Source organism: Nocardiopsis sp. SBT366, from assembly GCF_001083815.1.
Lineage (GTDB): Bacteria > Actinomycetota > Actinomycetes > Streptosporangiales > Streptosporangiaceae > Nocardiopsis > Nocardiopsis prasina.
In genome coordinates this window covers 16,378-39,694 of the sequence record NZ_LAVM01000053.1, presented here as the reverse complement: position 1 = coordinate 39,694, position 23,317 = coordinate 16,378, and the positions used below count along the sequence as shown (strand labels likewise).

The 23,317-nt window shown below is 68.5% G+C and carries 21 protein-coding genes and 1 CRISPR repeat array; of the genes, 11 read left to right on the top strand and 10 right to left on the bottom strand.

The features are described 5' to 3' along the window. Positions 1–85: 85 nt before the first annotated feature. The 7 genes from ADX84_RS16895 (at position 86) to ADX84_RS16870 (ending at position 7,207) form a co-directional block, all read left to right on the top strand. Positions 86–481, top strand: coding sequence for a RyR domain-containing protein (locus tag ADX84_RS16895; protein ID WP_199776624.1), 396 nt, complete (start codon positions 86–88; stop codon positions 479–481). Between the two features lie 86 nt (positions 482–567). Then, on the top strand, positions 568–855 hold the full coding sequence (locus ADX84_RS16890; RefSeq protein WP_049575401.1) for a hypothetical protein: 288 nt from the start codon (positions 568–570) through the stop codon (positions 853–855). 69 nt (positions 856–924) lie between these two features. Further along, positions 925–1,197, top strand: a complete 273-nt coding sequence (locus tag ADX84_RS16885; RefSeq protein WP_199776623.1) for a hypothetical protein — start codon at positions 925–927, stop codon at positions 1,195–1,197. Positions 1,198–1,256: 59 nt separating this feature from the next. Continuing rightward, a CRISPR array of direct repeats spans positions 1,257–1,529; the repeat unit is 29 nt; unit sequence GTCTTCCCCGCGCGAGCGGGGGTGAGCCG. Between the two features lie 59 nt (positions 1,530–1,588). Continuing rightward, the gene (locus ADX84_RS26700; RefSeq protein ID WP_369801102.1) at positions 1,589–1,720 is read left to right on the top strand and encodes a hypothetical protein; all 132 of its coding nucleotides are present in this window, start codon (positions 1,589–1,591) and stop codon (positions 1,718–1,720) included. A gap of 1,198 nt (positions 1,721–2,918) precedes the next feature. Continuing rightward, positions 2,919–3,170, top strand: coding sequence for a helix-turn-helix domain-containing protein (locus ADX84_RS26985; protein ID WP_255352579.1), 252 nt, complete (start codon positions 2,919–2,921; stop codon positions 3,168–3,170). 32 nt (positions 3,171–3,202) lie between these two features. After that, positions 3,203–4,489 carry a site-specific integrase gene (locus ADX84_RS26695; protein ID WP_234004033.1) on the top strand — a complete coding sequence of 429 codons (1,287 nt, stop codon included), beginning with the start codon at positions 3,203–3,205 and terminating at the stop codon, positions 4,487–4,489. Positions 4,490–5,116: 627 nt separating this feature from the next. Beyond that, positions 5,117–7,207 carry a catalase gene (locus tag ADX84_RS16870; protein WP_049575390.1) on the top strand — a complete coding sequence of 697 codons (2,091 nt, stop codon included), beginning with the start codon at positions 5,117–5,119 and terminating at the stop codon, positions 7,205–7,207. Between the two features lie 190 nt (positions 7,208–7,397). Here ADX84_RS16870 and nrfD read toward each other — a convergent pair whose 3' ends face one another. From nrfD to ADX84_RS16845, 5 genes are all read right to left on the bottom strand, one after another. Next, complete coding sequence (nrfD, locus tag ADX84_RS16865) at positions 7,398–8,471, bottom strand: NrfD/PsrC family molybdoenzyme membrane anchor subunit (RefSeq protein WP_049575386.1); 1,074 nt, start codon at positions 8,469–8,471, stop codon at positions 7,398–7,400. Then, entirely contained in the window at positions 8,468–9,394 is a 927-nt protein-coding gene (locus tag ADX84_RS16860; protein WP_049575382.1) for a 4Fe-4S dicluster domain-containing protein, read from the bottom strand. Before ADX84_RS16860 ends, nrfD begins: the two co-directional genes overlap by 4 nt. Then, positions 9,394–12,648, bottom strand: coding sequence for a formate dehydrogenase (gene fdh / locus ADX84_RS16855; RefSeq protein WP_049575379.1), 3,255 nt, complete (start codon positions 12,646–12,648; stop codon positions 9,394–9,396). The genes ADX84_RS16860 and fdh overlap by 1 nt, the downstream gene beginning before the upstream one ends. A 58-nt stretch (positions 12,649–12,706) precedes the next feature. After that, positions 12,707–13,561, bottom strand: coding sequence for an SDR family oxidoreductase (locus ADX84_RS16850; RefSeq protein ID WP_049575375.1), 855 nt, complete (start codon positions 13,559–13,561; stop codon positions 12,707–12,709). A gap of 354 nt (positions 13,562–13,915) precedes the next feature. Continuing rightward, positions 13,916–14,536 carry a TetR/AcrR family transcriptional regulator gene (locus ADX84_RS16845; RefSeq protein ID WP_049575371.1) on the bottom strand — a complete coding sequence of 207 codons (621 nt, stop codon included), beginning with the start codon at positions 14,534–14,536 and terminating at the stop codon, positions 13,916–13,918. A 202-nt stretch (positions 14,537–14,738) separates the two neighbouring features. Between ADX84_RS16845 and ADX84_RS16840 the strand changes: the two genes are divergently transcribed. After that, positions 14,739–15,452 carry an SDR family oxidoreductase gene (locus ADX84_RS16840; protein ID WP_049575369.1) on the top strand — a complete coding sequence of 238 codons (714 nt, stop codon included), beginning with the start codon at positions 14,739–14,741 and terminating at the stop codon, positions 15,450–15,452. 127 nt (positions 15,453–15,579) lie between these two features. On the opposite strand, the gene ADX84_RS16835 is transcribed toward ADX84_RS16840, so the two are convergent. Then, a complete protein-coding gene (locus ADX84_RS16835; protein WP_049575366.1) occupies positions 15,580–16,440 on the bottom strand; it encodes an alpha/beta fold hydrolase in 861 nt (286 codons plus the stop codon). Between the two features lie 69 nt (positions 16,441–16,509). After that, positions 16,510–17,505 carry an NADP-dependent oxidoreductase gene (locus tag ADX84_RS16830; protein WP_049575362.1) on the bottom strand — a complete coding sequence of 332 codons (996 nt, stop codon included), beginning with the start codon at positions 17,503–17,505 and terminating at the stop codon, positions 16,510–16,512. 216 nt (positions 17,506–17,721) lie between these two features. On the opposite strand from ADX84_RS16830, the gene ADX84_RS16825 reads away from it, so the two are divergent. Further along, a complete protein-coding gene (locus ADX84_RS16825; RefSeq protein WP_369801101.1) occupies positions 17,722–18,795 on the top strand; it encodes an NADPH-dependent F420 reductase in 1,074 nt (357 codons plus the stop codon). 53 nt (positions 18,796–18,848) lie between these two features. On the opposite strand, the gene ADX84_RS16820 is transcribed toward ADX84_RS16825, so the two are convergent. Continuing rightward, positions 18,849–19,559 carry a nitroreductase gene (locus ADX84_RS16820; protein ID WP_049575356.1) on the bottom strand — a complete coding sequence of 237 codons (711 nt, stop codon included), beginning with the start codon at positions 19,557–19,559 and terminating at the stop codon, positions 18,849–18,851. Positions 19,560–19,682: 123 nt separating this feature from the next. On the opposite strand from ADX84_RS16820, the gene ADX84_RS16815 reads away from it, so the two are divergent. Next, on the top strand, positions 19,683–20,042 hold the full coding sequence (locus ADX84_RS16815; RefSeq protein WP_049575353.1) for a MerR family transcriptional regulator: 360 nt from the start codon (positions 19,683–19,685) through the stop codon (positions 20,040–20,042). A 91-nt stretch (positions 20,043–20,133) separates the two neighbouring features. Here the strand turns inward: ADX84_RS16815 and ADX84_RS16810 are convergent, their stop codons facing one another. After that, entirely contained in the window at positions 20,134–20,667 is a 534-nt protein-coding gene (locus tag ADX84_RS16810; protein WP_049575350.1) for a PACE efflux transporter, read from the bottom strand. Positions 20,668–20,768: 101 nt separating this feature from the next. On the opposite strand from ADX84_RS16810, the gene ADX84_RS16805 reads away from it, so the two are divergent. After that, positions 20,769–21,665, top strand: coding sequence for a LysR family transcriptional regulator (locus ADX84_RS16805; RefSeq protein WP_049575347.1), 897 nt, complete (start codon positions 20,769–20,771; stop codon positions 21,663–21,665). Between the two features lie 652 nt (positions 21,666–22,317). On the opposite strand, the gene ADX84_RS16800 is transcribed toward ADX84_RS16805, so the two are convergent. After that, positions 22,318–23,280, bottom strand: a complete 963-nt coding sequence (locus ADX84_RS16800) for a CPBP family intramembrane glutamic endopeptidase (protein WP_049575408.1) — start codon at positions 23,278–23,280, stop codon at positions 22,318–22,320. Positions 23,281–23,317 lie beyond the last annotated feature (37 nt).

Sequence of the window (23,317 nt, the reverse complement as noted above, 5' to 3'; positions counted from 1 at the left end):
GCCCGCGCCGAGCCCGAACGTCGCCGTGACGACGGCCCAGGTGGCCAGGTCTGCATCGAGGAGCTGCACGGCGACAAGGACTGCGTTGACGACACCGAATGAGCCCAGCCCCCTTCTGAACCCCACCGACGCCGAGGCCTTGGAGCAGGTTGCCCGGGTCGCACACGAAGCCAACCGGGCCCTGCAACAGGTCCTGGGCGATCCCCAGGTCTCACCCCCGTGGGAGCAGGCCAGCGACGAACAGCGAACCTCCATGCGGGAAGGCGTTCAGCAGGTGCTGGCCGGGGCCGGTGCCGAGCAGCTCCACGAGTCCTGGTGCCAGCACAAGCTCGACCGCGGCTGGCGATACGGGCACGTCAAGGACGAAGACGCGCGCACTCACCCGTGCTTGGTCACCTACGACCAGCTCCCGGCCGGGCAGCGCGCCAAGGACCACCTCATCCGGGCTGTGGTCACCACCCTGACCCAGCAACCCCTCTGAACCCTCGCGGGTTCTCACCCGCGGGTACCCGCCGCCGCCCTACCCCTCGCAGAGGCGCACCCTCTGCCTCCACCACGAGAGGCCCCATGCCCAACACGAAGCCGCTGCCCAACAAGGTGCAGTCCATCGTCCGCACGATCGTCCCCTACGTCGTTGGTCTGCTCTGCGCGCTGGCCACCACCGCCCACATCGATCTGCCCATCGACGCCACCGCCGAGGTCGTCACCTCCCTGGTGACCTTCGGCGTGGGCAGCGTGTACTACGTCCTCGCCCGCCTGGTCGAAGAACACGTCGCCCCACGCTGGGGCGCACTCATGCTCGGCTCGAACTGCCACCCCTCCTACAGCAAGGACAACCCGGCCACCGCCGAGTAGTCCAGGATCGCCACCCTCGGCGGGGCCCGGGACACTCTGGGCCCCGCCCCACCCGAACACGGAGACACGATGGCTGCCTCGCCCAAGTCCGACGACCCCCGCCCTGCTCTGGTCGACCCCCAGGAAGCAGGCACCATCACTGGCTACACCGCCCAGCCTCCAGACCGTGTGGAGCTGGTCAACCGCATCAAGGCCGCTGAGAACGAGCTCGGCGGTCTCTTCGCGGAACTGCGCGAGCGCCAGGACGTCGACCTGCGCATGCTCGCCCTGGGCCGCACCAACCTGCAACAAGGCTTCATGTGGACTGTCCGCGCCCTGTTCCAGCCCGAATCCCGCCTGTAACCCCCACTACCAAGAAGGGGTGAGCCGCTCGTCCACTACCGGGGGATCGCCCACGAGTAGTCTTCCCCGCGCGAGCGGGGGTGAGCCGCCGAACACCAGGGGGCGCCCACCATGGCCCACGTCTTCCCCGCGCGAGCGGGGGTGAGCCGTAGAGGTCGATGGTGCTGTCAGGGAAGGCCAGGTCTTCCCCGCGCGAGCGGGGGTGAGCCGGGCCGGTGTGACCACGAGGGTCGCCTCGCGTGGTCTTCCCCGCGCGAGCGGGGGTGAGCCGGGGTTGATGCCCCAGCGGACGGCCTCGGTCCAGTCTTCCCCGCGCGAGCGGGGGATCGTGCACCGTCTGGCCCGCCGGGGTGTGGAGTCCTCGCAGCGGCTGGGCAGGTACCGGTGGCAGGTGGGACGCACCATGGCCTGGCTGGCCGGATGCCGCCGCCTGCACCGCCGCTACGAGCGCAAGGCCGACCACTTCCTGGCCTTCCCCGGCATCGCCTGCACGCTGATCTGCTACCGCCGACTCACCAAATGAGATGAACTCCTAGTACGGTTGCCGCCGCGCTCCAGGCAAGACAGCCAACCTGCGGCCTGGGCCGCTCCGAGATGCTCACTGATCGTGGACCGCGAAACACACCAGATGCGCGATCGTGGTGCGTACAGAGCCCGACGAGGTCATCAACAGCCCCAGGGTGGCCAGTGAGGCCTGCACGGTTCGGGGAAGATCTGCTGCGCTCACCGTGAGGCGAGCACACGATCCTGGATCGACAGCGACACGTTCCATGGGTCTCCATCCTGTGCTCGTGAGCTCTCAGCGCTGAGGGTGTGCCGCGGGCTATTGCCTGGGCCCCTGGGGGAGCGGCCCAACCAACAGTGTTCACTATAGATTGAGATTGTATCTATGATGCATGCTGTGGTCGGATGGAACACATCAGCCCGCCTCAGCCCGGACCACCCCAGGCGAGATCCGGACCAACCTGATCCAAGACGGAGAAGCATGCACAGAGCCCAAGGCGCCGCGCTCTTGCCAGGCGCCCCACCTCACACGAGAGGAGCAAGGACTGTGGCAGACCACAACTCCCCGCCGAGCCGTAACAACGTCGCGCGCAACCGACCCAGAAAGAAGCCCCAAAAGACCTGCAGAACGACCGTCTTCACGGCACGAAGCCGCCATCGCTCACGCGCCCCACCCATGCCTCACCCGCCAGCAGGAGCGAAACACAGCCAAGATCACAACGGCCGATAACTTCACACCCCTACCGCGACCCGGGCTTCACCACACCAGCGTCAAGGCAAGGCCAGGTGCCACACTCTGAGCTGCCACTCGCCGCTGAGGCGAACCATCACTGTGGTCCGTGGTGTACCAACTCGGTTAGTCAACGAACCACTGTGGCCCAAGCCTGTACAGCACTGCTCCGGCGAAAGCCCTAGCGATACACCGCCCATGTGCTCGTGGGATCACCGCGTGCCAGCGCCAACCACGGGCGGCGTCTGTCGCGTTGATGCGTGCGGCCCTTGGAGGCTGTCACGGCTTGGTCTCGAAACCCCTTGCTCCCTTTGAAGATCCATCCACAGCCGCGGTAAGGGCCCACAGGCTCTCATGTAAACATGCTGAGTCAGGAGCTTGCTAAGCACGGCATGTCGTGGTCTTGGATATGGGTCGCAAGTTGGGGTGGAAAGGCCATGTGGTCGAGAGGTAGGAAACCTTGGGGCAAAGTGGAAAATCAGTCCCTGTGCAGGGCAGACGTCGATCCTCTTCAAGTCTAGGGCCAAGGAAAGAGGAAGATGCCCCATCGCTTCCTGAGATCTTTACTCCACGGGAGGCTGCAGCTCTGCTGAAAGTGCCCGAATCTTGGCTCCGCAAGCGTGTGTCGGCGCGACAGGTGCCCTGTACTTTCATTGGCAAGCACTTGCGGTTTAGCTCCATTGACCTCGAGCAAATCATTCAATCCGGTAGTCGAAGTCCGCTGTCCAGAAATTGGTAAAAAACCACATCGACACATATGTAAGGACTATTATGGCCTACGCAGAACGCCGCGGAAAGACATGGCGAGCAAAGTATAAGAAGCCTGGCGGAACCTGGGGCTCTGGATCAGGTTTCAAAACCAAGGCAGCAGCGTTGGCTTGGGCCCGAGACCAAGAGACAGATATTCGCAGGTATACCTGGATCGATCCGGCACAAGCAGAGCAAAAGTTCGGGCCCTTCGCGGAGAAGGTCTTCGCTGACGCTCGCTTGGCCAAGAACACGCGAGAGAAGTGTCGCTCCTATCTGGACGTCCACATCCTTCCTCAATGGAAAGACTGGACTCTGGGAGCCATCTTCGACGGCCACATGGAGATCAGGGCTTGGTCGACCCGCCTGCACGCCCGGTTGGCCGAACCAACGGTCACAGCGATCTTCTACTACTTCTCGCATATTCTGGAGGAAGCCGTGCGGGCACGTAAGATCCCTGGTAATCCAGCGCGGATGGTCAGGGTGACCAGCGGAGAGTACGAGGCCGAGCACCAGGTCGCCACACCGCTCCAGGTCTTGCGGGCGTCCATGCGCCTGTATGAGTCCTTCGGCCAGACGGGTATGGTGTTCGCCCTATTCAACAGTTACACGGGAATGCGATGGTCGGAACAGATAGCCCTACACTCCTGCGACTATGACGAATTGGGGCACGCCGTTCCGGTTCGTGCCCCCGTTGCTGAGACCTCCCGGGGAAAAATCTACGTCACAAGTAAGCCCAAAACACCGACCAGTAAGAGGTGGATCCAGTTGCCACCGTTCCTGGATGCGCTCTATGTCGACCTGAAGATCTCTCGCCCGCAAGGGCCGGTCTTCGCCGCTCAGAGGGGTGGCTGGCTTCGTCGGAACAACTTCCGCTCCGGTCACTGGCGTCCGGCCTGGGACGGTGTGCCTGAGCGCGAAAAAACATGGATGAGGCAGCCCTTGCTCGAAGGAATCACGTTCCATGAAGCGGGGCGGCACACACACCGTACATGGCTGGCTGAGGACGAGATTCCCGAAGTGGCGCGTGCCGCCCGACTGGGACACAAGGTTCCTGGCATGGCCCGGGTCTACGAGCACGTGACGCCGAGGATGCAAGAACGAATACTCTGCGTGCTCGAACTCCGATGGGCAGGCAGCGTCGCTGCCTTGACGAGTGTGGAGCGAGAGCGCCTCTTCACTATGTCCCCGCTCCTCGAAGAGCACTACCAGAAAGCCGCCACGAGCAAGCTCTTGGGAAGCCAGTCAGCGGCGGATCTCCCAAATATCTCCCACCTCAGGGAGATCCGCGGCCAGGAGAACACAGAGTAGGGATCTGACATGCGGAAATACGGCAAAGTCAGGCAATGTGTCCCTTCGCGGCCCATACCAGGTTCCGGTAGGGGTTGGGCGGAAGGCGTTGCTCCAGGGGGGTGGGCATTGTGTCTCCTTCGGATCTTTCCGAGCGAGACTAGGGAAACCGGTGCACACACACCCGGCGAACGCCGATACCCGCCCCCTATGTCCAGAAAGTCCTGCACAGCGGGCGTTTCCGGCCTCTGGAGAAGACCCGTGGCGGACTCGCGTAGCGCTGGTGATCACCTCGCCGAGGAGGCGCCTGGTACTCACCCGGTCCCGTCGTCGAAGGTTCCACCGAGGGCGCCTCGGGCCGACCCGAAGCGGTCGCGGGAGGTTCCCGTCTCCCCCGGCAACAGTGAGGAAACAGTCGCCGAACGTCACGGGCTCAGATCGATCGAGAGGGGATCTCCGGCGGCGGCCCGGGGGCTGCCTCGACCACGGCCAGGAAGCGATCCGCGTCGCCGCCGGACCACTCGGCATTCGGCCGGGCGAGACGGGGTCAAATCGCGGTGTGCGGTGTTTACGAGGTCGTCTCGTCGGTCATGGCGTGGCGGGACGGGCAGTGCCCGCCACGACCAGGACCCGACGGGGGAGTTCGACATGACCGACCACGAGCAGGACGCCAAGGACCGGCTTCTGGAACAGAACCGCACTGACTCCCAGGGCCCGCTCACCACCGAGACCGGTGTGCGGGTCGAGGACACGGACAACTCCCTCAGCGTCGGCGAACGTGGCCCCACGCTCCTGGAGGACTTCCATGCCCGGGAGAAGATCACCCACTTCGACCACGAACGCATCCCCGAACGCGTCGTGCACGCCAGGGGAGCGGGGGCCTACGGCCACTTCACGCCCTACGAGGACCTCTCCGAGGTGACCGCGGCCCACTTCCTCAGCGGCCCCGACGTCACCACCCCCGTCTTCGTCCGCTTCTCCACGGTGGCCGGGTCCCGGGGTTCGGCGGACACCGTTCGCGACGTGCGCGGCTTCGCGGTCAAGTTCTATACCGAACAGGGCAACTACGACCTGGTCGGCAACAACATGCCCGTCTTCTTCATCCAGGACGGCATCAAGTTCCCCGACTTCGTGCACGCGGTCAAGCCCGAGCCGCACAACGAGATTCCGCAGGCCCAGTCCGCGCACGACACCCTGTGGGACTTCGTCGGACTCCAGCCGGAGACCACGCACATGATGATGTGGCTGATGTCGGACCGGGCGATCCCGCGCAGTTACCGCACCATGCAGGGCTTCGGCGTGCACACCTTCCGGTTCGTCAACGTCCAGGGCCGGGGGACCTTCGTCAAGTTCCACTGGAAGCCGCTCCTGGGCACGCACTCGCTGGTGTGGGACGAGGCCCAGCGCATCCAGGGCAAGGACCCCGACTACAACCGGCGTGACCTGTGGGAGGCCATCGAGCGCGGCCAGTTCCCCGAGTGGGAGCTGGGGGTGCAGCTGATCCCGGAGGACGACGAGCACGCGTTCGACTTCGACCTCCTGGACGCCACCAAGATCGTCCCCGAGGAGCAGGTGCCGGTACGCCCCATCGGACGCATGGTGCTGGACCGCAACCCGGACAACTTCTTCGCCGAGACCGAGCAGGTCGCCTTCCACACCGCGAACGTCGTCCCGGGGATCGATTTCACCAACGATCCGCTGCTCCAGGCCCGCAACTTCTCCTACCTGGACACGCAGCTGCTGCGGCTGGGCGGATCCAACTTCCAGCAGATCCCGGTCAACCGGCCGGTGGCCGAGGTGAGCAACAACCAGCGCGACGGGTTCGCCCAGCACCGGGTCCACCGCGGCCAGACCTCCTACTACCCGAACTCCCTGGGCGGGGGATGCCCCGCGCTGGCTGACGAGAGCGTCTACCGGCACTACACGGAGAAGGTCGAAGGGAACAAGGTTCGCAAGCGGGCGGAGAGCTTCAAGGACCACTACACCCAGGCCAGGTTGTTCCTGAACAGCCTCGCCGACTGGGAGCGCGAACACCTGGTGGCCGCGTTCCGCTTCGAGCTGGGCAAGTGCGAGGAGTTGGCGGTGCGCCAGCGGGCGGTGGCCAACCTGGCCCACGTGGACCACGTCCTGGCCGTCGAGGTCGCCGAGGGCGTGGGAGTGGAACCACCGCAGGACCCCGGCACCGCCCGACACTCCCGGACCTCACCCGCGCTCAGCCAGGCCAACACCGCCTTCGGAGACCTGACCGGACGCCAGGTCGCGGTGCTGGTCGACCACGGTGTGGACGGATCCGACGTCGAGGCCCTGCGCCGGGCCCTGGTGGCCGAGGGCGCCGTAGTGGAGGCGCTCGCCCGGCTGGACGGCTCGGTGCGCACCCGTGAGGGCGCCACCCTGCCGGTGGACCGCGCCTACACGACCGTCTCCTCGGTCCTCTACGACGCGGTGGCCCTCCCGGGCGGCGGCGACGCGGCGGCCTCGCTCGCCCGAGACGGTGAGGCCCGGCACTTCGTGCTGGAGGCCTACAAGCACGCCAAGGCCATCGCAGCGGTCGGAGCGGCGACCTCTCTGCTCGACGCCCCGGGGCTGCCCGGCCCTCTCGGCCATCCGCCCACGGTCACCGAGACCACACACGGTGTGGTCCGGGCCCCCGCGGTGGACGAGGGTCTGGTCCGGGAGTTCGCACGCCTGATCGGGCAGCATCGCGACTGGACCCGGCCGACCGCGGCCGTCTCTGCCTGAGGCGGCCTGGCCACCAGGATCCAGGAGTGCCTGCCGCACGGCCGCTGACCGGCCCTCCCACAACGCACGGACCGCGCACCTGATCGCCGACCATCGGGGATCGACGATCAGGTGCGCAGACGTGCGTGGCCTCCCGCAGCGGGCAGGGGCCGGTGCCGCCAACCGGCACCGGCCCCCGTCCGCCGGAGGGTCAGGCGCGCTGCCGTAGGCGCTCCCTCTGGGGCACGACGGTGTACTTGGGGTCCTCGGCCGACTGCACACCGGCCTGGAAGACCCCCAGCCGGGTCAGCGCGGACCCTCCCACCAGAGCGGCTCCGCTCAGCGCCGACACCACCCGGTTGCGCCGACCCAGCACCGCGCCCACCGCGCCCGCCAGGGTGAGGGTCTTGGCAGTACGCGTGAGCGCCCCCGCCAGCCCCCGGCCGTAGGGCTCACCGACCAGGCCCATCCGCTTCTCCATGAAGGTGGACACCGCGAGTTCGGTCAGCGCCCCGCCCACGGCCGCCCGCCGGAAGGGGCCCGCGTGCCCCGTCGGTGTCGCGACCAGTCCCACGCCCCCCGCCGCCGCGACCGCGGAGGAGGCGAAGACGTAGGGCATCTCCCGGTGTCCCTCGTGCCAGGAGGGCACCGCCGTGTCGCAGATCAGCGGGGCCGTGTAGGTGGCGACCAGCGGACCGAGGACCCCGGCGCCCATGGTCGCGGCCGTCCCGATCCGTGGGAACCACCCGGTGGCGGCGGTCACGGCGGCCGTCCCGGCCAGGGGTCCGTAGCCCGCGAGGAGCCAGGACCCCACGCTCATCGGTGAGGTCGGCTTGAACACCCGCAGCATGTTGAGGAAGCGCTCGGGCCGCCCGAGGTCGTGGACGAGCGCGACCAGCGACCCGGAGACCGCCACCAGCGCCGTGTACTTGAGCGGCCGGGCCAGATCGGCGCGACCATGGACCTCCGCCCCCGCTGCCAGGACCGAGGACGCCCCGGCCAACCCGCCCAGGAAGAGGTAGCCGCCGATGTCGCGGGCCTCCCACACGACCCCGTTGAGCACCGGCCTGCCGTGGTAGGTGCGAAAGTCGGCGTCGGGTACGCGTGTGGGCTCACCTCCGCGGCGGCCCCGGCGTCGGCCGCTCGGCCGTCCGGGCGGCCGGACCGCCTCCCGGGCCTGGTCACGTTCGTTGCGCTGCGCCTCGGAGACCACGTCCGCCGCGCCGGTGACCGCGTCACGCCCGCGTTCGCCGGGTCCCATGCCGTCGAGCTCGGGATTGCTCATGACCGCCTCCCCGCGAACGCCGCGAGCGCACCGGCGAACAGGACCCCCGCCGCCGCACCCGCGTGACGCCACATGGACGGCAGGTCCCGGGTGGTCACCACCGGGTCCGGCGGCAGACCGTACACCTCGGGTTCGTCCAGCAGCAGGAAGAACGCGCCCGCGCCGCCCACGCCGTCCTCCGGATCCTCTCCGTACAGCCGAGCGGAGGACACACCCGCCCCCTGGAGGTCCTCCACACGCCTCTGGGCCCGTTCCCGCAGCTCGTCCAGGTCACCGAACTGGATGGAGTCGGTGGGGCACGCCTTCGCGCACGCGGGCTCCAGACCATCGCCGATCCGGTCGTAGCACAGCGTGCACTTCCAGGCCCGACCGTCGACCTCACGACGGTCGATCACCCCGTACGGGCAGGCGGACACGCAGTACCCGCACCCGTTGCAGATGTCCTCCTGCACCACCACCGTGTCGAACTCCGTGCGGAAGAGCGACCCCGTGGGACACACGTCCAGGCAGGCCGCGCTCGTGCAGTGCTTACACACGTCGGACGACATCAACCACCGGAACTCGCCCCGGTCCGTCCCCTCGCCGTCCTCGCCCGTGCGCTGTCCCGGGAGGTCGAACGAGGGCATGCCGAGGTCGACCGTCCCGGGCCCCGAACCGGCGCGGGCGCCTCCGTCGCCGCCCGCGGGCCTGCCCACCCCGGACTCCTGGTATCCGAGCGGTAGCCGCTGCTCGACGAAGGCCACGTGGCGCCAGGTGTCGGCGCTCAGGCGACCGCTGTTGTCGAAGGACGAGGCCAGGAAGTCCAGCCCGTCCTCCGGGACCATGTTCCACTCCTTGCACGCCACCTCGCAGGCCTTGCATCCGATGCACACGCTGGTGTCGGTGAAGAACCCCTTGCGTGAGGGCCGTTCGTCCGCGGTCATCAGTCCTCCGTTCCGGTCCGCTCGGTGACGCCCGCCCTGCGCCGGTACTCCTCGACCAGGGCCACGCGTTCGGGGCCCCGTGGACGCCGCCCCGGACGGATGTCGGCGGTCAGCGCCTTCACCTCCTGGATGTGCACGTTGGGGTCCAACGCCATGGACATCAGCTCGTTGGCCGAGTCACCCGTCGAGTACCCGTTGGGCCCCCAGTGGTAGGGCATGCCGATCTGGTGCACGACGCGCCCCTGCACGCGCAAGGGCCTCATGCGGTCGGTGACCAGCACCCTGGCCTCGATGGCGTTGCGCGCCGTGACGACGGTCGCCCAGCCGCCGTGCTCCAGCTCCCGTTCCGCCGCCAGCTCCGGGCCCACCTCGCAGAAGAACTCCGGTTGGAGTTCGGACAGGTAGGGCGTCCACCGGCTCATTCCCCCGGCGGTGAAGTGCTCGGTGAGCCGGTAGGTCGTCACCACGTACGGGAACACCCCGGAACCCGGCGTGCCAGGGGCCGGGTGGTAGCGGTTGAGCTCGTGCTGGAAGAGCAGGCGGGTGGGGTTGCGCTGCTGCCCGTACAGCGGGTTGCCGAACGGGGTGTCCTGCGGCTCGTAGTGCGTGGGCATCGGGCCGTCGTGCAGACCGGCCGGGGCATAGAGCCATCCCTTGCCGTCCGCCTGCATGATGAACGGGTCCACCCCGCTCAGGGCCTCGACACCGGTCGCCTCCTTCGAGGGCCGGTAGCCGGGCGCCTTGTCGTACTCGAAGTCCGCGACGTCGTACCCCGTCCAGTGCCCAGCCTCCTCGTCCCACCACACCAGGGCCTTGCGATCGCTCCACGGGCGGCCCTGGGGGTCGGCCGAGGCGCGATTGTACAGCACGCGCCGGTTGTCCGGCCACGACCACGCCCACTCGGCCGCGATCCAGTCCTGCTCGTTTCCCGGCTTCTTGCGCGCGGCCTGGTTCACCCCGCCCGCGAACACCCCGCAGTAGATCCAGCAGCCGCAGCTGGTGGACCCGTCATCCCTCAGCTGGGTGTACCCGTCCAGCGGACGGCCCTGCGCGTCGTACCCGTTGATCTCACGCAGCACCGCCTCCGCGCTCGGCTCCCCGTCCGGTTCCAACGGGTAGTCCCAGGTGAGTTCGAGGACCGGCAGGTCCTTGGGGTCCCGTGACCCGGCCAGCCGCTCCCGTACCAGCCGTCCCAGGTGGTACATGAACCACAGGTCGCTGCGCTGGTCGCCGCTGGGCTCCACCGCGCGGTCGTGCCACTGGAGGGTCCGGTTGGTGTTGGTGAACGTGCCTGACTTCTCCGTGTGCGCCGCCGCCGGGAAGAAGAAGACCTCCGTGCCGATGTCCTGCGTACGCATCTCCCCGGACTCGATCTCCGGGCCGTCCTTCCACCAGGTGGCGCTCTCGATCAGCGAGAAGTCACGCACCACCAGCCAGTCCAGCTCGGCCATGCCGAAGCGCTGCGCCCGGCTGTTGGCCGACCCCACCGCGGGGTTCTCGCCCATGAGGAAGTAGCCCCTGCACTCGCCCTCCATCTGGGCCATCACGGTGTCGTACGTGCTGTGCGACCCGGTCAGCCGGGGCAGGTGCCCGAAGCGGAAGTCGTTGTCCGCCGTGGCGTGCTCGCCGAACCAGGCCTTGAGCAGGCTCACCGTGTACGACTCCATGCCCGACCAGAACCCCTTGCGGGGATGCCCGGCCGCCAGCACGTACCCCTCCAGGTCCTGCTCCTCGTGGGCGTGCGGCATCGGCAGGTAGCCGGGCAGCAGGTCGAACAGCGTGGGCACGTCACTGGAGCCCTGGATGCTGGCGTGCCCGCGCAGCGCCTGGATGCCTCCGCCGGGTCGGCCCACGTTGCCCAGCAGCAGCTGGAGGATCGACGCGGTGCGGATGTACTGCGAACCCACGGTGTGCTGCGTCCAGCCGACCGCGTAGCAGAACGCGCTGGTGCGGTCCGGCCCCGAGTTCTCGGTGAGGTGGTCGCACACCCGCAGGAACACGTCCTTCGGGATACCGCACACCTCCTCGACCAACTCGGGCGTGTACCGCGAGTAGTGGCGCCGGAGGACCTGGAACACGCACCGGGGGTCCGTGAGAGTGCGGTCCTCCTCGGGGCGCTCCCGGATCACCGCGCCGCCCGAGCCCTGTTGTTCCGGGCGCCCCGAGCGACTGGTGTCGCCCTTGACACCCTCACGGGTCCGGGGGAGCTGGTTGCGGTCGCCCGCCGCGGCCGCCACCGTCGCTCCCTCGTAGGTCCAGGTGGAGACGTCGTAGGAGCGGTCCTTCTCGGAGAACCCGGAGAACACCCCGTCCAGGTCCTCGGTGTCCCGGAAGGCCTCGCCGACGATGGTCGCGGCGTTCGTGTACTCCAGGACGTAGTCGTGGAAGTACTTCCCCTCCGACAGCACGTGGTTGATGATGGCGCCCAGGAAGGCGATGTCGGTGCCCGCCCGGATCGGCACGTGCAGGTCCGCCAGGGCGCTGGTCCGGCTGAACCGCGGGTCGACGTGGATGACGACGGCGCCGCGCGCCTTCGCCTCCATCACCCACTGGAATCCCACGGGGTGCGCCTCGGCGAAGTTGGAGCCCTCGATCACGATGCAGTCGGAGTTCTGAAGGTCCTGGAGGAACATGGTGGCCCCGCCGCGCCCGAAGGAGGTCCCCAGCCCCGCGACCGTGGAGCTGTGGCACACCCGGGCCTGGTTCTCCACCTGGATCACCCCCAGGGCGGTGAGGAGCTTCTTGATCAGGTAGTTCTCCTCGTTGTCGAGGGTCGCCCCGCCCAGACTCGCGATGCCGAGCGTGCGTGCCACGCGCCGCCCTTCGCTCTCCTCCTCCCAGGTCTGCTCCCGCGTTGCCACCACACGGTCGGCCACCATGCGCATGGCCGTGTCCAGGTCCAGCTCCTCCCAGTCGGCTCCATGTGGGGGCCGGTACAGGACCCGGTCCCGCCGGGACGGTCCCGTGGTGAGCTGGAGGCTCGCCGAACCCTTGGGGCACAGGCGTCCCCTGCTGACGGGGGAGTCGGGGTCCCCCTCGATCTGGATGACCCGTTCTTCACGGACGTACACGTTCTGCCCGCAGCCCACCGCGCAGTACGGACAGACCGACTTGACCACCCGGTCCGCCCGCGCGGTGCGCGGGCGCAACCCCTCGGTGCGCTCCGACCTGGCCGCGTCCCCGAGTCCCATCCGGTCGTCGCCGGTGACCTGCCTCAGCACGGGCCACGAACGGAGCCATCTCCACACGCTCATGGAACTCCTCTCGGGCCCGGGGGCGTCTTCGCCCGCGGGTCCGTTTCCTCGCCTGACGTCAGCTGCCCTGGATCTCTCCGCCGGTGGGTGTGAGGGTCTCGCCGGTGTAGTAGGACGAGAGTCTGTTGCTGGCGAAGAACACGTAGGAGGGGGCGATCTCGTCCGGTTGGGCGGCTCGTCCCATGGGCGCCTGCTCGCCGAACCCCTCGGATCCCTTCTTGCCGAGGGTCGATGGGATCAGCGGTGTCCACACCGGCCCCGGCGCCACGCAGTTGACCCTGATGCCCTGGTCCATGAGCACCTGGGACAGAGACACGGACAGGTTCATGACGGCTGACTTGCTCGACGCGTAGTCGATCAGCGACTTGTTGCCCCGTAGGCCGTTGATCGATCCGGTGATGATGATGGAACCGCCCTGGGACATGTGCGGCAGTGCCTCGCGAAGGGTCCAGAACACTCCCATCACGTTCACGTCGAAGGTGCGGCGCAGCTGTTCCGTGGTCAGGTCCGTGAAGTTCTCGACCGGGGTCTGGGTGGCGGCGTGCTCCACGAGGACGTCGATCCCGCCGAGCTCCTGCGCGGCCCGGTTGACCAGGTGCGCGCACGCGGACTCGTCGGCCAGGTCACCGCGCACGCCCACGGCGCGGCGGCCCTGGGCCTGGACCAGGTCGACGGTGTGTTGGGCCTCGGCGTCCTCGCTGAGGTAGCCGAAGACGATGTCGGCGCCCTCCTTGGCGAAGGCCACCACGACGGCCCTGCCGATGCCGGAGTCGCCTCCGGTGACCAGGGCGCGTTTTCCCTCGAGGAGTCCTCTGCCCTGGTAGTCGCGCATCTCGTCCCGGGGCTGGGGTTCCATCGGTTCGGTGCGGCCCGGGTGGGGCTGGCTCTGCGCGGGTGGTCGGGTCTCGTTCACGGGGGTCCTCCCTCCGGTCGGCCTTCCTGGACCGCCCTGCCCGACCGGCGGGAGCCGCACACCTGTCCCGCCGCCACGGAGCACCATCCTTTGCCCGGGCCCGCGAGTGGAGGGGGACGTCTTTCCGGTTGAGGGAGTTTCCGTAGAGGTCGTACGGGTCCGGGCCACAGCTGGAACCGGACTCGAAGGGGCGGGTTCGCCAGTGCCTTCGGGCTGAGCGCGGGCGCGGTCGTGACCAGTCGGGCCTGGTCGATGACCGCGCCTGCGCGTGACCCTAAGCCCGAAGCCGAGGCCGAGTCCGTTCGCCCCAGTCCGACTCTCCGGGAAGCTACCGGATCGCCTCGGGCCGGGTGCTCAGGAGTGGCCGCTGGCCGTGCCGGGGAGCATGACGGCGACCTGACCGCGGATGTCCCCGGCGATCGTCTCCACGCTGGACGTCGCGTTCGCCGACGCCGCCATGCTGAGGAACATGACGGCCGACACGATGTGCGCCAGTGCCGCCGCGTCGTTCGCATCGGTTTCGGTGTCGCGACCGATCACGGCGGCGATGGCCGCCTCCGTCCGGGCCGTGATCATGAGGGCGTCGCGGTGGCGGGGCTCCTCGGGGTCGCCGAACACCATCTCGCGCAGGTAGGTGCGTCCGTTCTCGACCTGTCTGCGGTTGCACTCCACGATCGGGCGCACGATGGCCATCACGGCGTCCAGGGTGTCAGCGGTGCCCTCGGCGTCCCTGATCCCTCGGTCCAGGGACTCGGAGTAGTGGGAGTTCTGAACCAGCAGCAGTAGTTCGCCCTTGCTCTTGGCGTAGAGGAAGAGGGTGCCGGTGCCGATGTCGGCGCGTTCGGCGATCTGCTGGGTGGTGACCTCGTCGACCCCGTGCTCGGCGAAGAGCTCACTGGCCGCCGCGGTGATGCGTTCGAGCTTCTGCTGCTTGTTGCGCTCGCGTCGCCCCGGCGCCCGGGAGGCGGATGACATCGAGCCCTCCTTGGGGAATAGGTGTTGACCAAGCTCAGTTATGAGCGTAGTCATTAATGCCTGGATTCGGGTACGCCCGGGGGAACATTCTTCCACGCGGGAGCGGGGACCCCCGGGGCGGTCCCAGGCGGAGCTCACGACCGACCGGACCCCGGGCACACCCACCACGCACAGCGCGCGGCCAACAACTAGGAGAGCCACCATGCCCACACTCGACGGATCCGTCGTCCTGGTCACCGGAGCCAACGGAGGCATCGGCACACAGTTCGTCAGGCAGGCCCTGGCGCGCGGCGCGAGCAAGGTCTACGCCTCCGCGCGCAACCCCCGGACCTGGGACGACGAGCGCATCGTTCCCCTGCGTCTCGACGTCACCGACCAAGCTTCCGTCCGGGAGGCCGTCGAAGCGGCCGGTGACGTGACCGTACTGGTCAACAACGCCGGAGCCTCGGTGTCCAGCCCGGGCATCCTGTCGCACACCGAGGAGGAGATTCGCACCAACGTCGAGACCAACTTCGTGGGTCCGCTCCTTCTCACCCGTGCCTTCGCCCCGGTCCTGTCGGCGAAGAAGCGGTCCGTCATCATCGACATTCACTCGTTGCTGAGCTGGTACGCCGTGGCCGGTATCTACAGCGCCACCAAGGCAGCCCTGTGGTCGGCGACCAACTCCCTGCGACTGGAACTCGCCCCGGAGGGAGTGCACGTCGTCGGAGTGCACGTGGGATACGTCGACACCCCGATGGCCGCCCACTCCACCGACCCCAAGGTCGACCCCGCGGACCTGGTGCGCGCGGTGTTCGACGCCACCGAGGCCGGGCAGTACGAAGTCCTCGCGGACGAGGACTCCGTTCGGGTCAAGGCGGGGCTCAGCGCCCCGATCGAGGCTCTGTACCCGCAGCTCAACGCGACGAACACCTGAGTCGGCGCCGCAGCCGTGAAGCACGGTCGCGGCACCCTCGTCACGGGGCCGAAGGGCCTCGTCGTGGCTGGCCGCTCGTTGCTCCCGCACTCCGACTGTCCCGGGTCGGAGTGCGGGCCGCGTGTTGTCAGCGGGTGAGGAACTCCACCGCGACGGGGGCGAACTCCCGGTGGTACTGGAAGATGCCTCCGTGGCCGGAGTCGGGATAGACGACCAGTTCCGAGCCGGGGATGCGACGGTGCAGGTCCTCGGAGAGCACCGAGGGCACCATGCGGTCGTTGTCCCCGTTGGCGATCAGGGTGGGCTGGGTGATCTCCGACAGGTCGGTCGGTTCCGAACGCCCCCACCGTTTGATCGCCTTCAGTTGGGTCCGCAGGGCCCTGACACTGATCGGCCTGTCACGGTCCGTGGTGCGTTCCCCGAGCCGCTCGACGAAGGCCCTGCCCGCACTCCTGCCGGTGGTGTCGCGGTTGAAGAACAGGTACTCCTTGGGGTCCGACCGGGTCAGGGCCGCCCGTGCCATGTCGTAGTAGGTGGTTCTGGCAACCCTGTCGATGCCCACGCCCCCTTCGGGCCCCGTGCCGGTCAGGACGAGCCTGCGGACCAGTTCGGGGTACTCGCGCGCCAGCACCTGGGCGACCATGCCGCCGAGGGAGAAGGAGAAGACGTCGATCTCCCGGAACCCGAGCGCCCTGACGAAGGTGACGGCGTCAGCGGCCATCGCCTCGACCGTGTCGGGGACCTCGCCCGTCGACGCCCCGACCCCCCGGTTGTCGAACGCGATGACGTGGCGCTCCCTGGCGATGGGGTCGACGATGCGCGGGTCCCAGTTGTCCAGAGTCGCGGCAAGGTGCACGAAGAACACGACGGGGACGCCCCCTCTCGGCCCGAGTTCCCGGTAGGCAAAGGTCACCCCGCCCGCAGTGACCGCGAGGGTCGGCGCCTTCGCGTACGAGGTGTTGACCGGTTCGCTGCTGGTGTCGCTCATGATGGCCTCCCTTGGGGGCTCGGGCGAAGATGTGCCTCGACGGTGACGCGAGTTGTCTTGGCGGAGGAGTCAGGTGAGGCTGATGACGGCCTTGCCACGGATACCTCCCCGTGCCAGTGCCCGTAGGGCCTGCGGTGTCTGTTCGAAGGGGAACACCTTCCCAACGACGGGGCGCAGTTCCCCTGCGTCGACGAGGGCGCCGATCCGGCGTAGCTGGTCACCGTCGGCGCGCATGAACAGGAACTCGTACGTCACCCCGAGTTTCCTGGCCTGGCGTCGAACCCCCGCGCTCATCATGGTGATCACGAGGCGCAGCAGCGGGTTCAGGCCGGCTCCCCGGGCGAAGTCGGGATCGGGCGGCCCGGAGATCCCGATGGCCTTACCTCCTGGTCTGAGTACCCGCAACGACCTCTTCAGATTCGTGCCGCCCAGGCTGTCCAGGACCAGGTCGTAGTCGTCCAACACCTTCTCGAAGTCCTGACTCCGGTAGTCGATGACCGTGTCGGCTCCCAGTTCGCGGACGAAGTCGGCGTTGGCGGCGCTGGCAGTGGTGGCGACGCTCGCTCCGAGGTGTTTGGCGAGCTGGATGGCGATCGACCCGACACCACCCGCGCCAGCGTGGATGAGGACCTTCTGCCCCGGCCCCACCTTGCCGCGTTCGACGAGCGCCTGCCAGGCGGTGAGCGCGACCAGAGGCAGCGAGCCCGCCTCCACGGAGGAGATCGACGCTGGTTTGTGGGCCAGATCGGACTCAGCGACGGCGATGCGATCGGCGAAGGTACCGATCAGGTCCTTGCGGGGCCTGGCGTACACCTGGTCGCCGGGTGCGAAGCCCCGGACTCCGGAACCGACGCTGATGACGGTCCCGGCGACGTCGTGTCCCAGGATCAGCGGGAACCCGTAGGGCAGGATCTGCCTGAACTCACCGACACGGATCTTTTCGTCCAGCTGGTTCAGCCCGGCGGCCTCCACCCGAACGAGGACGTCACGTTCCCCGACGACCGGCTCGGAGACCTCGGCCTCTCGCGGCTCCTCCTTGTACTTGGTGATGACGAACGCTCTCATGGGCTGTCGCCCCTTCTCCGTGATGAGTGTGGTGGCGCGGCCCCCGCGCGCTGCGGAGGGGCCGACGCGCGGCGATGAACACGCTGCGTTTGCGAAGCCAGCGCCTCCTCCGTCGGTGCGGTGGCAACGGACGGCGGGGGCCACGAGACCGGCTGTCCGGAGCGTTGTGGGCGCTCCCGACCTCGCCATACCCCGATTCGCTGAACATAGTCAATAATGAGTGTACTCATGTTTAAGGGAGGCGTGCCCGTCCGAGCCGCACGCACCGCCCGGTCCCGAGCGTCGGGGTCGGCGAGGGGGCCTGCGGCTCGCCGGGCTCACGGGCCGAGCGAGCCGGGTCGTTTGCGGCGGCCGGTCGTCCGTGCGGGGCTCGGGCATCCAGGTCAGGGGAGTCGCGGGGCCACCGTCCGCGTGCCTGCGCAAGAACGGGGTCGCCTGGCACTCCTCGAACCGACGTGGTGGGCCATGGATTTGCCCCTGACACTGGTGTCAGGTCCTAGCGTGGCTGATGTAGACCGTTCGCTCACGAGCGAACGGACGCCGAACGGCCACCACAAGGAAGAGGAACGGGCGATGTCGACTCTGGGGATCATCGGAAGCGGGAACATCGGAACCGCGGTCGCGCGGTTGGCGGTGGCGGCGGGGATCGATGTGGTGATCGCCAACTCACGCGGTCCGCGGAGCCTGGCCGGGCTGGTCGAAGAGCTGGGACCGCGCGCCACCGCGGCCACTGTGGAACAGGCCGCCCGGGCTGGGGAAGCCACCCTGCTCAGCATCCCGCTGACGGCCTACGACGCCCTGCCCGAGGGGCTGCTGCGGGGGCGGACCGTGTTGGACACCGGCAACTACTACCCGTTCCGCGACGGACGGATCAGCGAACTCGACTCCGAGCAGGAGACCACGACCGAACTCGCCCAACGGCTCCTGCCCGGCGCCCTGCTGGTCAAGGCGTTCAACAACATCATGGCCCACCACATCCCCCAGCTCGCTCGCCCGGCCGGGGCCGACGACCGCAGCGCCCTGCCCATCGCCGGTGAGGACCCCGCAGCGAAGGCCCGGGCCGCGGGCCTGATCGACAGGCTCGGCTTCGACACCGTCGACGCAGGGACCCCGGCCGAAAGCTGGCGTTTCGAGCCCGAGTCCGACGCGTACACCAGGATCTACCTCGCCGACCCCGGCGTACCGGTTGACCAGATGATGCAGGCCCCCGCCGCCCCGGTGCCGACCAGCGAGCTGGCTGCCCTGCTGGAATCGAGTCGGCGGGTGAAGGTGGCCGAACGCACCTTCTGAGCACGCTCGAAGGGGGCCTCCACCGCGGGACCGGTGGAGGCCCCCTCTCGTTCCTAGGACACCTCGTCCAGGACGCCGGGCGTGTCATGCGCCACGACGCTCTCGGCCAGCGGCACCCGCCCCATCCGGAATGTGCTCGCAGGCCCTTCGGGGTCGGCCAGGCCGAAGGAGATGCCGAACAACAGCTTCATCTCCGGATCGACGCCCAGGGACTCGCGCACGACGTCGGCGTAGAAGCCCAGCATCGTCTGCGGAATGCCCGACAGTCCGCGTGCCTCCAGCGCGAGCAGGAAGGTCTGCGCGTACATGCCCAGGTCACCGGCCACGCGCACACCGTCGCCGAACTGGGGCATGAACAGCAGCGCGACGTGGGGGGCGTCGAAGAACTCCAGGTTGCGCAGCGCGGCCTCGTGGCGTGCCCGGGTGTCGGAGCGCTCCACACCCAGGGACTGGTAGTAGGCCGCCCCCTGTTCCCGGGCGCGCTGGAGGTAGTAGCCGTCACCGAAGTCCGCGTAGTCGAAGCTGAAGTCCGGGGAGGTTCGGCCGTCCCGGTCAGCTTCCAGCAGTCGGGCGCTCAGCTCGTCGCGGCGGGCGCCCGAGACGACGTGCACCTGCCAGGGCTGGGTGTTGCAGTTGGAGGGTGCACGCTGGGCGTCCTCCAGAACCGCACGGATGTCGGACGCGGCCACCGGTTCGGGGAGAAAGCCCCGGACCGAGCGGCGTGAGCGCACGATGTCGGCGAAGGAGCGGGAACTGTGGGGCACAACGATTCCTCTCAAGCGGTGTCGGCTCGTGCACACCAGGCGATCGAGTCCCGGTCCCTGGTGGACGCGCGGCTACACTAGGACCTGACACCGGTGTCAGAGGCAAATCAGATCGGAGGTCGAGTGCGGATCGGAGACCTGGCCGAACGAACTGGGGCCAGCGTGCGCTCTCTGCGCTACTACGAGAAGCAGGGCATGCTCTCCAGCGAACGCAGCGCCAGCGGGCAGCGCCACTACGGCGAGGACGCGGTGAGCCGCGTGGTGTTGATCCGGCAGTTCTTCGCCGCCGGGATGAACAGCAGGACCATCGCCGAGCTGCTGCCGCACATCAAGAGCAACGGGGAGCGCTGCCCGCCGCAGGTCCTGCGCCAGCTCGTCTCCGAACTCGACCGCATCGACGCGCAGGCGGACGAGCTCGCGCGCGTACGCCAGACCCTGAAGGACATGGTCGAGGCCACGAAGGAGGCCATGCGGGCCACCTGAAGGCGACCTCCCGCGACGCGCGGAGAAGGGCACCCGCGCATCGCGGATGCCCTCGGACCTGCCCAGGGACGGTCAGATCTTCTTCGGGGTCCTAGCGCCCAGAAGGAGGGCGCTCACGACCAGCGCCGCGCTGGGAACGGTCATCAGGGGCGTTCGCGACGAGGGCATGGGGTCCTCGAACCTGATCAGCGTCAGGACCCGGGTCCGCGATGGCGGAGGACGGCAAGCCGAAGACCTTGTCGAAGGCCCAGTTGTAGCCGAAGGTGTAGAACGGGATGTAGACGATGAACACCAGGTCCAGCAGCAGCGCCTGAAGCAGCGTGATCTCCAGCCACCACGCGATGAGCGGGATCAGGAAACACACCAGCGTCAGCTGGAACGAGACCGCGTGCAGGACCCGCCTCCCCACGGTGCGCTCGCGGCTGGCCTGCCGTCTCTCCCACGCCTCGAACAGGTAGTTGAAGGCCATGTTCCACAGCGACGCCACCGTGGCGATCATGATCGCGAGCGGGGCCGTCGTCGCCGGGCCGCTGCCGGTCAGGGCCGTCATCACCGCGGTACCGACCAGGAATCCGATGACCTCGTAGCCGCCCACGTAGACCAGCTTGCGCTTCAGACCTTGCACTTCGCACTCTTTCCAGCGTTTTCGGATGCAGCAGAGGCCGACGTTAGCGTCAGCTAGGGTGATGGAAAAAGTCAGCTTCTTTCAGTTAGGTTGATAGACCGATGGGCCTGTCCAGCGACAACATCGAGCTGTTCCTCGCCGTGGTCGACCACGGCTCCTTCTCGGCCGCGGCACGGGCGCTGAACCGGGTCCCCTCGGCGGTCAGCATGGGGATCGCCAATATCGAGGCCGAACTCGGCTACCCGCTGTTCGACCGCTCCAGACGCGAGCCCGCGCCCACCGCGCAGGCGCACGCCCTCATCCCGCACGCCCGGCAGATCGCCAGCAGGCTGCGCCTCCTCCAGGCGCACGCGATCGAGCTCTCCGACGACCTGGAGAGCACGCTCACTGTGGGTGTGGCGGCTGGGGTTGACCGGGGGCCCCTCCTGGACGCGGTGGCGGAGATCGCCGAACGCCACCCCCTGCTTCCCGTCGAGATCGCCGACGCCCCGCAGGACGACGTCCGCGAGATGCTGCACGGCGGAGCCGTGGACCTGGCGCTGATGTTCGCCAAGACCCGGAACGACCGGGAGGAGGTGTTCCTGAACGTGGCGGAGGAGACGTTCGTGGCGGTGGCGTCCGCGACGGTGGAGACCTTTGGTCTGCCCGCGGACCTGCGGCGCCTGGAGGACCTCGCCGGCGCCCGCCAGATCACGGTGTCCAGCCTGGAGCAGGAACTCACGGAGCGGCGATTGGTGGTCTCGGACGCCTACTGGCGCACGAACTCCGCGGAGACCGCCCTCGGGCTGGTGGAGCGCGGGGTCGGCTGGGCCAACCTGCCGCTTTCCGTGGTGCGGGGGAAGGTCGCCCAGGGGACCGTACGCGTGATGGAGTTCGAGAACCTCCGGAACGGGCTGGCCATGGCCGTGCAGCTGGTGTGGCTGCGCGGCCGTCCCCTACGCAAGGCGGCGGGGCAGTTGGTCGCCCGGATGGGCCCGGACCGGCGGGTCGGGGGCTGACGGGGGAGCTGAAGCACGAGAAGGGTCCTGGGTGAGAAGGCCCACGCCAGCCGGGCTGATCGGGAGCACTCGAGCGCCCCAGGACCAAGGGCGACGGTCACTCATCCCCGTGACCGGCGTGAGCACCGCGAGGGCGAGGGCCCGTGGGGCGGCGGGCCTTCGGCCTTCGACCGGGTGGCCCACCGTGACCGTCGTGCGGCGGATCAACCCGCTCAAGCAGAACCGGACGGCCCCGACCCGTTAGGACAAGGGGCCGCGATATTGGAGGGAACTCGAGCGGGTGGCCTCGACACGGACTGCGGCTGCGGGCAGTTCCATCGCCACGGCCTTCACGGGCGCTCGCAGCTCTTCGGTGGCTGGCGGGCTCGTCCGAGTTCGTGTTGTCAGGCGCTGTGCCGGGTGGGGCGACCAACAGACCCAGGCACTGCTCTCGAACGGGCAGGTCCGGGGCCACGATGCTGGCCCAGGTCGATGCCCTCGTCGCTCACGCCACTCATGCCTGCCGACGCACCCGAGGAAACTCGTGGCTCCGGGGGTCCACCGGGGCCACGTGTTCGGATCGGCTGCTTGAGCGCTGCGGACTGTGGACCGAAGCACTCTCACACTCCTGTGTGACGGTCCCGGGACTGCGCTCCGACCACTCACCGGCCACCTACTCACTGGCCACGTGTTCCGCGGCCGGGCGTTCAGGGGCACGCTCCTTCTTCGGCGGCGGGGTGGACGGGTGCTTCGCGGAAGCGAACTGCCCTGTGGCGATGAGGACCACCACGAGCACCAGCGGCACGATCCACCCGCTCCAGCCCAGGATCGTCGCCTGCGTGGTGTCGACGTGCTCACCCGCCCTGGCGAAGAGAAGGAAGGTCGCACCCGCCCCGTTGAACGCGGCGTGAGCCAGGGCCGCGGGCCACACGGATCCCGATCGGAGCCGAAGCCAGCCGAAGACCACGCCGACCAGAACGCACATGGCGACCATCGCGCTCAGGCCGAGCCAGCCCGGTGCGTCGGGGTAGTTGTAACCCAGCAGGATGAGCGGAGCGTGCCACAGGCCCCAGATCACGCCCGAGACCAGCAGCGCCGGGAGCGTTCCCAGCGGCATCAGCTTCGGGAGCAGCCACCCTCGCCACCCGAGCTCCTCACCCAGCGCGGGAACGAGGTTGATCAACGCCGCGAGGGGAAGCGTGACCAACTGGAGGACGATGAGCGCTCCGATCGGTATCGGGATCTCGGCGGCTCCCGTCTGCTCGTCGAGGACCTGCTGGAACGCGGAGAAGTTCGCGAAGTCGGCCGGATAGACCCCCAGCAGCGCACCGACCGGGAGCGCCACCAGAACCAGCGCGATGGACACGAAGATCCCCAGCACCCCGTAGCCGAGCACCCTGCGAACGGGTCTGAGCGGCCACAGCCCGAGTGCCCAGGCCTTCTGTCGCGGCCGCTCCACGAAGAACACCACGACGAGGGCGGCGATCGCGGGGGTCGTCATCGTGGCGGTGGCCACGAGGGTGAACCACGGGCTGGCGAGTCCGTCACCGAGCCAGAGCGGGAGTGCGAGGAGCCAGGCGAGCGCGAACGCCAGGATGGTGAACACACCGATGGAACGCAGGTCCTGCCCGTTCATGCGGGGTTCGCCTCGGGTCGTGGGCTGCTTCGAGCCG